We start from the raw sequence: 12,554 nt of genomic DNA, 5'->3' as shown, positions 1-12,554 counted from the left end.
AGGAGTACCCTGATGGACTTTTCTTTAACTGAAGAACAAGAACTGCTGCTTGCCAGTATTCGAGAACTGATTACCAGCAATTTCCCGGAAGAATATTTCCGTACCTGCGATCAGACGGCGACCTACCCGAAAGAGTTTATGCGTGCCCTGGCGGACAACGGTATTTCGATGCTGGGCGTTCCGGAAGAGTTTGGTGGCATCCCGGCGGATTACGTCACACAGATGCTGGCGCTGATGGAAGTTTCAAAATGCGGCGCACCCGCTTTTTTGATCACTAACGGTCAGTGCATTCACAGTATGCGTCGTTTTGGATCCGCTGAACAGCTGCGTAAGACCGCAGAAAGCACCATGGAAACGGGCGATCCAGCGTATGCGCTGGCATTAACCGAACCGGGAGCTGGCTCCGACAACAACAGCGCGACCACCAGCTACACTCGCAAAAACGGTAAGGTCTATCTCAACGGGCAGAAAACCTTTATCACCGGCGCGAAAGAGTATCCCTATATGCTGGTACTGGCCCGCGATCCGGAGCCAAAAGATCCGAAAAAAGCCTTTACGCTGTGGTGGGTCGATTCGAAAAAACCCGGCATTAAGGTTAATCCGCTGCATAAAATCGGCTGGCATATGCTCAGCACCTGCGAAGTTTATCTTGATGACGTCGAAGTGGACGAAAGCGATATGGTCGGAGAGGAAGGCATGGGTTTCCTCAACGTCATGTACAACTTCGAAATGGAACGTTTGATCAACGCTGCGCGCAGTACCGGTTTTGCTGAATGCGCCTTCGAAGATGCCGCCCGTTACGCCAACCAGCGCATCGCATTCGGTAAGCCAATTGGTCACAATCAGATGATCCAGGAAAAACTGGCGCTGATGGCGATTAAAATCGATAACATGCGCAATATGGTGTTAAAAGTCGCCTGGCAGGCCGATCAGGAACAGTCTCTGCGCACCAGTGCAGCGCTGGCAAAACTGTATTGTGCACGTACTGCAATGGAAGTGATTGATGACGCCATTCAGATTATGGGTGGACTGGGTTACACCGACGAAGCACGCGTTTCCCGGTTCTGGCGTGATGTCCGCTGTGAACGCATTGGCGGTGGTACAGATGAAATCATGATTTACGTCGCGGGTCGCCAAATCCTGAAAGATTATCAGAATAAGTAAGCAGTAATGCTTGCCGGATAGCGCAAATGCGTTATCCGGCACGTGACAGGTGAATCATATTTCTGGCATCAAACATTCCTGTTCTACAAGGTTATTTTTAAACTGCTTACGATAATCGCTGGGGGTACAGCCCACATGCCGCTGAAAGAGTTTGGCAAAGTGATCGACATTTTCATACCCTACCCGCCAGGAAATTTCTGCCAACGAGGACTCCGTATTCGTCAGGGCAAACTTTGCCTCTGTCATTCGCCGCTGAATCACATAATTAATCGGCGAAATACGATACTCCTTAGTAAACTCGTGACAGATATAGCTCACGCTGGCACGAAATTTCTTAGACAACTGTTCCAGCGTAATTTTCTCTCGGAAATTGTTATTTAAATAAACCAACACATCTTTAATTAAGATATCTTTTTTAATATATCCCTGCTCAGAACGATAAGCATTTTTAAAGTTTTCGTAATATAAAACGGTTAATGCATAAGCGAAGGCGTCATAAGCGGAAGACGTCAGGTTATTCTTGCTCTGCGGGATCATAACACTCAGTTCATTAAAGATACTTTTAATAACCTCTTTGCCCTGGCTAACGCTAATAACCGGACACGAGTGCATCTGCAAGAGTTGGTTCTCCTGCCAGTCGTTGAAACGAAAGCCGTAGAGCGCACAGGTGTAAGTGGTTGCAGGTGCGCTGCTATCGGAAGCAACCGCATGTAACCGCCCTTGTTCTATCACTACGATGTCACCCGCATGTGCGACATACAGCGAAGAGTCGATAATTAGCCTTGCGACACCTTTTTTTACATAGATAAGCTCTGTTTCATTGTCATGAACATGATGACCCGACTCCCAGTTAGGATCATCACTGATGACGAATCGCGAAAATCTCGGGGTTTTTCCCTGTTCAAAAAGGGTCTCCATGGCATTATCAAAACAGCGTTGATACATGACAACCTCCACCGAAAGGCAGTAATTTTGCGGATAATTAATATCGAAAAGTAAAAACGATGAAGACGTTATACAACGTTATTCTGTCCAGGCGAAACAAAATTATTTGCGTCGTCTGCAAGATGACACCTCCAACTTCAGCACGCTGCTCGCACAAATTGTTTTTATTTTAAAATAACAGGAAAGTGTAAATGTTATTAAGTCAGCAATAATAATTTACACACCAGAAACAAAGTGCATGCAGAAACGGATAAAAATATGATCCATTTCTCAAAAAAACGTCTCGATTTTATTTCCATATTTATCACTTTAACACCCGACGTCGTCTTTACGTTCATAAACTCAGCATTCCTAAAGTCCTTTTTTTTGCAAGATTGTTGGGAATGAAAACAGATTGCCCCGTCGAAAACAGTCTCCCTCTGCCGCACACTATTTTCAGTCAATTTTCCCTACTGTTGATGATGGCACTCCCCGTCATCATCAACACGAGAATCACTGGAGATGCCATGAAACTAATAACCTGCTTTAAGTTGGTGCCTGAAGAACAGGACATTGTTGTTACCCCAGAACGTTCGCTTAACTTTGACCGGGCCGATGCCAAAATCAGTCAGTTTGATTTGAATGCAATAGAGGCCGCGACGCAACTTAGTGCGGAAGGTGATGAAATTGTCGCCTTAACGGTTGGCGGCTCGCTACTGCAAAACTCCAAAGTGCGTAAAGACGTACTGTCCCGCGGGCCGGACAGTTTGTTTATGGTGCAGGATCCCCAACTGGAGCATTCATTACCGCGAGACACGGCTCAGGCGCTGGCCTGCGCGGCCAAAAACATTGAATTCGACCTGATGCTGTTCGGCGAAGGGTCTGGAGACATCTACGCCCAGCAGGTTGGCTTACTGGTTGGCGAACTCTTACAACTTCCGGTGATTAACGCCGTCAGCAACATCCAACGTAACGGCGATCGCATTGTGGTTGAACGTACGCTGGAAGACGAAGTTGAAGTGATTGAACTGTCGCTCCCCGCCGTGCTGTGCGTAACCTCGGATATCAACACGCCGCGTATTCCCTCGATGAAAGCCATTCTGGGCGCAGGTAAAAAACCAGTCACACCGTGGCAAGCCAGCGATATTGGCTGGACACCTGCCTCACCGTTAGCAGAACTGGTGAGCCTCACCGTTCCGCCACAAACAGAACGTAAGCACATCATTCTGGAAAATGACTCAGCAGAAGCCATCGCCGAGCTGGCTGAGCATCTGAAAAAAGCCCTGAACTAAGCCCAACGGAGAGAAATTATCATGAGTAAATTAGCTAACGTATGGGTGTTCAGCGATAACGTAGAACGCTATGCAGAATTAATGGCCGGCGCACGCCTGTGGGGTGAACAGGTACACCTTATTGTACAAGGCAACGAACAGGCCAATCAGGTTAAACCTCTGGGTGCCGATGAGATTGTCGTGCTTGAAACAACGTCTGGTTTACAGCGTGTTGAAAATTTTGCCGAGACCATCGCCGCCCTGATACAAGAACATACCGGGCTATTGCTGATGCCAGCTACAAAACGCGCTAAATCCCTTGGTGCGCGGTTAAGTATTCAGCTCAATGCAGCGATGGTAAATGACGCCACGTCGGTAACGCTTGATGATGGCTCACTGTTCGCAGAACACCGTATGTACGGTGGCCTGGCATTCGGCAAAGAAAAAATCAAAACAACTCAGGCAATTATCACCCTTGCCCCAGGCGTACTTGAACCGGTAGAGGCTAATGCTTCACAAACCTGCCCTGTTGTCTCTGCACCTTACATCGCACCGCACCATGAAATTATGTGTCAGGAACGTCGCGCCAAATCCGTGAGCAGCGTGGATCTCAGCAAAGCCAAACGTGTGGTGGGTGTGGGCCGCGGCCTGGTTGCGCAAAACGATCTGGAGATGGTGCACCAGTTGGCATCTGTACTGGGTGCAGAAGTGGGCTGTTCACGACCGATTGCCGAAGGCGAAAACTGGATGGAACGCGAACGCTACATCGGCGTTTCTGGCGTGTTACTGAAATCGGACCTTTACCTCACCCTCGGCATTTCAGGACAAATTCAGCATATGGTTGGCGGTAACGGCGCGAAAGTCATTGTTGCCATCAACAAAGATAAGAAAGCCCCTATTTTCAATTACGCCGATTACGGACTGGTCGGCGACATCTACAAAGTCGTTCCGGCTCTTATCGAGCATCTCAGCCGCTAACCCCCACATTTAACGCACATATCCCGCTGCCCTCGCAGCGGGAAGGGAGCATAAAGCATGTCAGATGAAAAATTTGATGCCATTGTGGTCGGTGCTGGCGTGGCGGGTACGGTTGCAGGCTACGTGATGGCTCAGGCCGGACTGGACGTACTGGTCATCGAGCGCGGTAACAGTGCTGGTAGTAAAAATATGACCGGCGGAAGACTCTATGCACATAGTCTTGAGCGCATCATGCCGGGGTTCGCGCAGGAAGCGCCGCTCGAGCGTAAAGTCACCCGCGAAAAAATCTCCTTTCTGACCGAAGAAAGCGCCGTCACTCTCGATTTCCATCGTGAAAAAGCTGACGCACCAACGCAGGATTCGTATACCGTTTTGCGCAACAGACTTGACCCATGGCTAATGGAAAAAGCGGAACAAGCTGGCGTGCAGTTCATCCCCGGCGTGCGCGTCGATGCCCTGATCCGCGAAGGTAATAAGGTTACCGGAGTTCAGGCCGGTGACGATATCCTGGAAGCCAATATTGTCATCCTTGCCGATGGCGTCAACTCTATGCTGGGGCGTTCCCTGGGGATGGTTCCGCCCTCTTCTGCACATCACTATGCCGTTGGCGTAAAAGAGCTGATCGGCTTACCTCCAGCGGTCATTGCAGATCGCTTCAATCTTTCAGGTAATGAAGGCGCGGCCTGGTTGTTTGCGGGCTCACCGTCTGATGGGTTGATGGGAGGCGGATTTTTGTATACCAACCAGGACTCCATCTCTCTGGGTCTTGTGTGTGGTCTGGGGGATATTGCCCATGCCACAAAAAGCATTCCACAAATGCTGGAAGACTTTAAGCAACATCCAACTATTCGGCCATTGATTGCCGGTGGAGAACTACTGGAATATTCCGCGCATATGGTGCCGGAAGGCGGTCTGGCAATGGTTCCAAAGCTGGTCGATGACGGTGTGATGATCGTGGGCGATGCCGCCGGTTTCTGTTTGAACCTGGGTTTCACGGTGCGAGGTATGGATTTGGCCATCGCTTCCGCAGAAGCCGCAGCCCAAACAGCTATTGCAGCAAAAGGACGCCAGGATTTCTCTGCCAGCAGCCTGATGAGCTACAAGCGCGCGCTCGAGCAGGGCTGTGTGATGCGTGATTTACAGCATTTTCGCAAGATCCCGGCGTTAATGGAAAACCCACGGCTGTTCACTCAGTATCCGCGTATGGTGGCCGACATCATGAGCGATATGTTCACCGTTGACGGACGTCCAAATCAACCGGTTCGCAAGATGATTATGTCCCACGCAAAACAAATCGGGCTGATGAACTTACTGAAAGACGGTATCAAGGGGGCAACTGCACTATGAATCAGGACAATACCGTTAACGTTGACGTCAAACTGGGCGTCAATAAATTCAATGTCGATGAAGGCCACCCGCACATTATCCTGGCCGAACATCCAGACCTTAATGAATTTCGCAAGCTGCTGAAAGCCTGCCCCGCCGGGCTGTATAAGCAGGATGAGAGTGGAAACATTCATTTTGATTCTGCTGGTTGCCTGGAGTGCGGAACGTGTCGAGTACTGTGCGGCGACACGATCCTCGACCAATGGGAATATCCGGTCGGAACATTTGGCGTTGATTTTCGCTACGGCTAATGGATTTTGCCTGTAGTACACCGGATCGGCCACGCCGGCCATCCGGTCAGATGTATGCCGAAATCATCCTGGGAATAACTTCATGAGTATCACACTAACGTTTAACGCCGAACGCCGCGAAGTCTGGCGGCAACAGGGTTTATGGGGAGATGCTTCGCTTGGCGATTACTGGAACCAAACTGCCAGAGCCATGCCAGATAAAATCGCCGTGGTTGATAACCATGGCGCTTCATACACCTATGCTGCACTCGACAGCGCGGCCAGCAGTCTGGCAACTTGGTTTTTAACCTGCGGTATTCAACCCGGCGATCGCATTGCCTTCCAGTTACCGGGCTGGTGCGAGTTTACGATTATCTACCTGGCCTGCCTGAAAACCGGGGCCGTTTCCGTACCGCTGCTGCCAGCGTGGCGTGAAGCAGAGCTGGTATGGGTGCTAAATAAGTGCAAAGCGAAGATTTTTTTCGCACCGACGCTGTTTAAACAGACCCGACCGGTCGATCTGATCCTCCCCTTACAAAACCAGTTGCCGCATCTGCAACAGATCGTTGCCGTGGATAAACTGGCTCCGGCAACGACCTCGCTGGCGCTCAGTCAACTGCTTTTAGCTCCGCCTTTAACCCAGACGATTAATGTTCACGCCGATGAACTGGCGGCGGTGTTGTTTACCTCCGGTACCGAGGGAATGCCAAAAGGCGTAATGCTGACCCACAACAACATCCTTGCCAGCGAGCGCGCCTACTGTGCCCGCCTCAATCTCACCTGGCAGGATGTGTTTTTGATGCCCGCACCACTGGGACACGCTACCGGTTTTCTGCATGGCGTTACCGCACCGTTTTTAATCGGCGCACGCAGCGTATTGTTAGATATTTTCACCCCAACCGCCTGTCTTGAACTGCTGGAGCAACAACGCTGTACCTGTGTGCTCGGCGCAACGCCCTTCGTCTACGACATGTTGTGTAGCATGGAAAAACGACCACGCGATCTCTCATCGCTACGCTTTTTCTTATGTGGGGGCACAACCATTCCACAGAAGATTGCCCGTGACTGCCAGCAGCTCGGCATAAAATTATTAAGCATTTATGGCTCGACAGAGAGTTCACCGCATGCGCTGGTCAATCTCGATGATTCGCTTTCTCGCATGATGAATACCGACGGATATGCTGCTGCAGGCGTCGAAATTAAAGTGGTCGACGAAGCACGCAATACGTTGCCCGCGGGGGTAGAAGGTGAAGAAGCTTCGCGTGGTCCCAATGTGTTTATGGGCTACCTCGATGAACCCGAACTTACCGCCCGCGCGCTGGATCAAGACGGCTGGTATTACAGCGGCGACTTATGCCGAATGGACGATGCGGGGTACATCAAAATCACCGGACGGAAAAAAGATATCATTGTCCGCGGTGGAGAAAACATCAGCAGCCGCGAAGTTGAAGATATTTTATTGCAGCATCCTCGCATTCACGATGCCTGTGTTGTCGCGATGCCGGACGAGCGGTTAGGTGAAAGGTCGTGTGCTTACGTGGTCCTAAAACCTCCGCATCATTCGTTGTCGCTGGAATCAGTGGTGGCCTTTTTTAGCCGCAAGCGGGTGGCAAAGTATAAATACCCTGAGCACATTGTGATCGTGGAAAAATTACCGCGCACGGCGTCCGGTAAAGTACAAAAATACCAGCTTCGTCAGGATATTATTCAGCGTTTGAGCGTGGAGAGTATTACAGGATAAAGCGCCGAATGGCGATGCTCACGCATCTTATCCGGCCTACGTTGAATAGGCCGGATAAGGCATGATATTACTTGTTCAGTTCCGCCAGACTCAGCCAGGTTTGTACGACGGTGTCCGGGTTCAGCGACAGACTGTCGATCCCCTCTTCCATCAGCCAGGCCGCGAAGTCTTCGTGGTCAGAAGGTCCCTGGCCGCAAATACCCACGTATTTACCCTGTTTCTTGGCAGCACGAATCGCCATCGACAGCAGCGCTTTCACCGCGTCGTTACGCTCATCAAACAGTTCAGAAACCACACCAGAGTCACGATCCAGACCCAGCGCCAGCTGCGTCATGTCGTTTGAGCCGATGGAGAAGCCGTCGAAGTATTCGAGGAACTGCTCGGCCAGCAAGGCGTTAGACGGGATCTCACACATCATGATGATCTTCAGTCCGTTCTCGCCGCGTTTCAGCCCCTGGCGTGCCAGCTCTTCCACCACCGCTTTCGCCTGGGCAACGGTACGTACAAACGGTACCATCACTTCAACGTTAGTCAGGCCCATGTCGTTACGGACACGTTTTACTGCGTCGCATTCCAGCGCGAAGCAGTCGCGGAAGCTGTCGGCAACATAACGGCCCGCCCCACGGAAGCCCAGCATCGGGTTCTCTTCATGCGGTTCATAACGCTCACCGCCGACCAGGTTGGCATATTCGTTGGACTTAAAGTCCGACATACGCACGATGACGCGTTTTGGATAAAACGCCGCACCCAGCGTTGCGATCCCTTCCGTCAGACGACCGACATAGAATTCACGCGGAGAATCGAAACCTTTCATCATGGCGCGGATTTCATTTTGCAGCTCAGGCGTCTGGTCATCGAACTCCAGCAGCGCACGCGGGTGTACGCCAATCATGCGGTTGATGATAAATTCCAGACGCGCCAGGCCGACGCCTTCGTTTGGCAGACAGGCGAAGTCGAAAGCCCGGTCCGGGTTACCGACGTTCATCATCACCTTCAACGGCAGATCCGGCATGGTCTCCACGCTGGAACTCTTCACGCTAAAGTCGAGCATGTCAGCGTAAACATAACCGGTGTCACCTTCGGCACAGGAGACAGTTACCTTCTCACCATCTTTCATGCGCTCGGTCGCATCGCCACAGCCCACCACGGCCGGGATCCCCAGTTCACGGGCAATGATTGCCGCGTGACAGGTACGACCGCCACGGTTAGTGACAATTGCTGCCGCTTTCTTCATGATCGGTTCCCAGTCCGGGTCGGTCATGTCGGTAACCAGTACGTCGCCTGGTTCGATACGGTTCATTTCGCTGATGTCATGAATGACTTTGACCGGACCCGCGCCAATGCGGTGGCCGATGGCGCGACCTTCAGCAATAATTTTACCCTGAGCATGCAGCGTATAACGCTCCATCACCTGACCGCGAGAGCGCACGGTTTCTGGACGCGCCTGAACAATGAACAGCTTGCCGGTATGGCCGTCTTTCGCCCATTCGATGTCCATTGGACGACCGTAGTGCTTCTCGATCTGCACCGCTTGCTTGGCCAGTTCCTGCACTTCTTCGTTAGTCAGGGAGAAAATGTCGCGTTGTTCCTGCGGGACATCTTCAATGGTCACCTGCTTACCGTGTTCCTGGGTCGGCGCGTAAATCATGCGGATTTTTTTCGATCCCATTGTGCGACGGACGATCGCCGGACGGTTAGCCGCCAGGGTCGGTTTGTGCACGTAGAATTCATCCGGGTTAACGGCGCCCTGCACGACCATTTCGCCCAAGCCCCAGGCGGACGTGATAAAGACAACCTGGTCGAAACCGGATTCGGTATCGATGGAGAACATTACGCCTGAGGACGCGAGGTCAGAACGCACCATCCGCTGAACGCCAGCAGAAAGTGCGACGCCACGGTGGTCATAGCCCTGGTGAACACGATAAGAGATCGCGCGGTCGTTAAACAGCGAGGCAAATACGTGTTTGATGGCAACCAGTACGGCATCAAATCCCTGGACGTTGAGGAAGGTTTCCTGCTGACCGGCAAATGACGCATCTGGCATATCTTCTGCGGTAGCGGAAGAACGCACGGCAAAAGAGGCATTGGCATCGTCCGCTGACAGCTGCGCGTAGGCATCGCGGACGGCATTTTCCAGTTCGGGCTGGAAAGGAGTGTCGATAATCCACTGGCGGATCTGTGCCCCGGCTTTCGCAAGCTCAGTGACATCGTCGATATCCGTTTTATCCAGCAGCTCATAAATGCGCTGGTTTACACCGCTCTGGTCCAGAAACTGGTTAAACGCATCGGCGGTCGTTGCAAAACCATTCGGTACGGAAACACCCATACCTGAAAGGTTAGTAATCATTTCACCCAGGGAGGCATTTTTGCCTCCAACTCTGTCTACATCATTCATGCCGAGTTGGTTATACCAAAGCACCAGCGGTGACGAGCCATTGTTGGACATCGAACAATCCTTATATATGAACGAGGTTAGGAAACTCAATTTTGCGTAATTATCTTGGCATATTTACTCCGGCGAAAAAAACGGTGAATCGTTCAAGCAACTTTATTTTTTATTTTTTCAGATTGTTTCCGCATTTGCGCAAACCCGCGAGCCACACGGGATCACCACAAAAATGACCGGTATAAACATTTGTTCCGAAAAATGAAATGCACTTTTCATTAAATATAAAAATACCGTTTCATTTTATAAAATAGATGCCGCAATATTCGCTTCTGGCGAATTTTAATTTATGCTTTCAGAGAATTATATCTGCCCCAGGATGAGCAAAATGGATAATGCTGTTGATCGTCACGTATTTTATATTTCTGATGGTACGGCCATCACCGCCGAGGTATTGGGTCACGCGGTGATGTCGCAATTTCCGGTCACGATCAGCAGTATTACGCTGCCGTTTGTGGAAAATGAGAGTCGTGCGCGCGCGGTTAAAGACCAGATTGACGCTATCTACCAACAAACTGGCGTGCGCCCTTTAGTGTTTTACTCCATCGTCCTGCCGGAAATTCGCTCGATCATTCTGCAAAGCGAAGGGTTTTGTCAGGATATCGTGCAGGCGTTGGTTGCCCCACTGCAGCACGAGATGAAACTCGACCCTACGCCTATCGCCCACCGCACGCACGGTCTGAATCCCGGTAACCTCAACAAGTACGACGCGCGCATCGCTGCCATTGACTACACCCTCGCCCACGACGACGGTATTTCGTTGCGCAACCTCGATCAGGCGCAGGTGATCCTGCTCGGCGTTTCCCGTTGCGGCAAAACCCCGACCAGTTTGTATCTGGCCATGCAGTTTGGTATCCGCGCGGCCAACTACCCCTTTATTGCCGATGATATGGATAATCTGGTGCTGCCCACCTCCCTGAAGCCGTTGCAGCATAAGCTGTTCGGTCTGACTATCGACCCTGAGCGCCTGGCGGCCATCCGCGAAGAACGCCGTGAGAACAGCCGTTACGCCTCGCTGCGTCAGTGCCGTATGGAAGTCGCTGAGGTAGAAGCGCTGTACCGGAAAAACCAGATCCCCTGGCTGAACAGTACCAATTATTCGGTAGAAGAGATTGCTACCAAGATCCTCGATATCATGGGACTGAATCGCCGCATGTACTAGAATGCTAGTGCATTGGTTCGATTTTTTGTTATTATGCTCGCCACCAGGCAGGATGAGTGTGATATTGTGATGTACATCACTTCCCGGTAGTCCTGCCGTTGAAGCAACAAATTTCTGAGACAAGTAATGAACAGAACCGATGAACTCCGTACTGCGCGTATTGACAACCTGGTCACTCCAGCAGAGCTTGCGCAACGGCATCCTGTTTCGTCCTCCGTCGCCCGTCATGTTACGGACTCCCGACGTCGGATAGAAAAAATTTTAAATGGTGAAGACCCCCGTTTACTGGTGATCGTAGGTCCCTGCTCGATTCACGATCTTGATGCCGCGATGGAATACGCGACACGATTACAGGCGCTGCGCACTAAGCACCAAGCGCGTCTGGAAATCGTGATGCGTACCTATTTTGAAAAACCACGCACCGTCGTAGGCTGGAAAGGCCTGATTTCCGACCCGGATTTGAATGGCAGTTATCGTGTGAACCACGGTATTGAACTGGCGCGAAAACTGCTGTTGCAGGTCAACGAACTGGGCGTCCCCACGGCGACTGAATTCCTCGACATGGTGACCGGCCAGTTTATTGCTGATTTAATCAGTTGGGGAGCTATTGGCGCGCGCACCACCGAAAGTCAGATCCATCGTGAAATGGCCTCCGCGCTCTCCTGCCCGGTTGGCTTTAAGAACGGAACGGATGGCAACACGCGCATCGCCGTCGATGCGATTCGCGCCTCCCGCGCCAGTCACATGTTCCTCTCGCCGGATAAAACCGGCCAGATGACCATTTATCAGACCAGCGGTAACCCTTACGGGCATATCATCATGCGTGGCGGTAAAAAGCCGAATTATTATGCTGAAGATATTGCTGCCGCCTGCGATACCCTGCACGAATTTTCCCTGCCTGAGCATCTGGTGGTCGATTTTAGCCACGGTAATTGCCAGAAGCAGCATCGCCGTCAGTTGGACGTTTGTGATGATGTATGCCAGCAAATTCGCAATGGTTCGACGGCGATTGCCGGGATTATGGCGGAGAGTTTCTTGCGTGAAGGTACGCAAAAAATCGTTAGCGGCCAGCCGCTGGTTTACGGTCAGTCCATTACCGACCCGTGCCTGAACTGGGAAGATACTGAACTGTTGGTTGAAAAACTCGCCTCTGCGGTTGATAGCCGTTTTTAATGCTGTTCGCCGGGCAATATTACCTTGCCCGGCGCTAATCCCTTGTTTTCCCCTTGCTTATTGCGCAAAAAACGTTCTC

General features: G+C 51.4%; 10 protein-coding genes. 8 read left to right on the top strand and 2 right to left on the bottom strand.

Features of this window, described 5'->3' with window-relative positions:
- Window positions 1-12: 12 nt before the first annotated feature.
- Window positions 13-1,164: an acyl-CoA dehydrogenase gene (locus C2U43_RS10870; RefSeq protein ID WP_003832619.1), complete on the top strand. Its 1,152-nt coding sequence runs from the start codon at window positions 13-15 to the stop codon at window positions 1,162-1,164.
- A gap of 54 nt (window positions 1,165-1,218) precedes the next feature.
- Here the strand turns inward: C2U43_RS10870 and C2U43_RS10865 are convergent, their stop codons facing one another.
- Window positions 1,219-2,109: an AraC family transcriptional regulator gene (locus C2U43_RS10865; RefSeq protein WP_032943176.1), complete on the bottom strand. Its 891-nt coding sequence runs from the start codon at window positions 2,107-2,109 to the stop codon at window positions 1,219-1,221.
- A gap of 506 nt (window positions 2,110-2,615) precedes the next feature.
- On the opposite strand from C2U43_RS10865, the gene C2U43_RS10860 reads away from it, so the two are divergent.
- The 5 genes from C2U43_RS10860 to fadK all read left to right on the top strand — a co-directional run bounded on the left by C2U43_RS10860 (window position 2,616) and on the right by fadK (window position 7,694).
- Complete coding sequence (locus tag C2U43_RS10860) at window positions 2,616-3,380, top strand: electron transfer flavoprotein (RefSeq protein ID WP_020996442.1); 765 nt, start codon at window positions 2,616-2,618, stop codon at window positions 3,378-3,380.
- Window positions 3,381-3,401: 21 nt separating this feature from the next.
- Complete coding sequence (locus tag C2U43_RS10855) at window positions 3,402-4,337, top strand: electron transfer flavoprotein subunit alpha (RefSeq protein ID WP_103285110.1); 936 nt, start codon at window positions 3,402-3,404, stop codon at window positions 4,335-4,337.
- 57 nt (window positions 4,338-4,394) lie between these two features.
- Window positions 4,395-5,684: an FAD-dependent oxidoreductase gene (locus C2U43_RS10850; RefSeq protein ID WP_103285109.1), complete on the top strand. Its 1,290-nt coding sequence runs from the start codon at window positions 4,395-4,397 to the stop codon at window positions 5,682-5,684.
- Window positions 5,681-5,974 carry a ferredoxin ydiT gene (locus C2U43_RS10845; RefSeq protein WP_003832609.1) on the top strand — a complete coding sequence of 98 codons (294 nt, stop codon included), beginning with the start codon at window positions 5,681-5,683 and terminating at the stop codon, window positions 5,972-5,974. The genes C2U43_RS10850 and C2U43_RS10845 overlap by 4 nt, the downstream gene beginning before the upstream one ends.
- Window positions 5,975-6,056: 82 nt before the next feature.
- Window positions 6,057-7,694 (top strand): medium-chain fatty-acid--CoA ligase, encoded by a 1,638-nt coding sequence (gene fadK / locus C2U43_RS10840; protein ID WP_103285108.1) that lies wholly within the window; start codon window positions 6,057-6,059, stop codon window positions 7,692-7,694.
- 67 nt (window positions 7,695-7,761) lie between these two features.
- Here the strand turns inward: fadK and ppsA are convergent, their stop codons facing one another.
- Window positions 7,762-10,140, bottom strand: a complete 2,379-nt coding sequence (gene ppsA / locus C2U43_RS10835) for a phosphoenolpyruvate synthase (protein ID WP_003832604.1) — start codon at window positions 10,138-10,140, stop codon at window positions 7,762-7,764.
- A gap of 328 nt (window positions 10,141-10,468) precedes the next feature.
- On the opposite strand from ppsA, the gene ppsR reads away from it, so the two are divergent.
- A complete protein-coding gene (ppsR, locus tag C2U43_RS10830) occupies window positions 10,469-11,302 on the top strand; it encodes a posphoenolpyruvate synthetase regulatory kinase/phosphorylase PpsR (protein ID WP_003832602.1) in 834 nt (277 codons plus the stop codon).
- A 126-nt stretch (window positions 11,303-11,428) separates the two neighbouring features.
- A complete protein-coding gene (gene aroH / locus C2U43_RS10825; protein ID WP_003030555.1) occupies window positions 11,429-12,475 on the top strand; it encodes a 3-deoxy-7-phosphoheptulonate synthase AroH in 1,047 nt (348 codons plus the stop codon).
- Window positions 12,476-12,554 lie beyond the last annotated feature (79 nt).

Source organism: Citrobacter freundii complex sp. CFNIH9 (assembly GCF_002903305.1).
In the GTDB taxonomy this organism is placed as follows: domain Bacteria; phylum Pseudomonadota; class Gammaproteobacteria; order Enterobacterales; family Enterobacteriaceae; genus Citrobacter; species Citrobacter portucalensis.
The sequence above is the reverse complement of the archived record's forward strand: the minus strand, read 5'-3'. Positions and strand labels throughout refer to the sequence as shown.

Bases quoted from the DNA above. Each gene is read 5' to 3' on its own strand.
- C2U43_RS10870 (WP_003832619.1), top strand. From the start codon at position 13: ATGGACTTTTCTTTAACTGAAGAACAAGAACTGCTGCTTGCCAGTATT.
- C2U43_RS10865 (WP_032943176.1), bottom strand. From the start codon at position 2,109: ATGTATCAACGCTGTTTTGATAATGCCATGGAGACCCTTTTTGAACAG.
- C2U43_RS10860 (WP_020996442.1), top strand. From the start codon at position 2,616: ATGAAACTAATAACCTGCTTTAAGTTGGTGCCTGAAGAACAGGACATT.
- C2U43_RS10855 (WP_103285110.1), top strand. From the start codon at position 3,402: ATGAGTAAATTAGCTAACGTATGGGTGTTCAGCGATAACGTAGAACGC.
- C2U43_RS10850 (WP_103285109.1), top strand. From the start codon at position 4,395: ATGTCAGATGAAAAATTTGATGCCATTGTGGTCGGTGCTGGCGTGGCG.
- C2U43_RS10845 (WP_003832609.1), top strand. From the start codon at position 5,681: ATGAATCAGGACAATACCGTTAACGTTGACGTCAAACTGGGCGTCAAT.
- fadK (WP_103285108.1), top strand. From the start codon at position 6,057: ATGAGTATCACACTAACGTTTAACGCCGAACGCCGCGAAGTCTGGCGG.
- ppsA (WP_003832604.1), bottom strand. From the start codon at position 10,140: ATGTCCAACAATGGCTCGTCACCGCTGGTGCTTTGGTATAACCAACTC.
- ppsR (WP_003832602.1), top strand. From the start codon at position 10,469: ATGGATAATGCTGTTGATCGTCACGTATTTTATATTTCTGATGGTACG.
- aroH (WP_003030555.1), top strand. From the start codon at position 11,429: ATGAACAGAACCGATGAACTCCGTACTGCGCGTATTGACAACCTGGTC.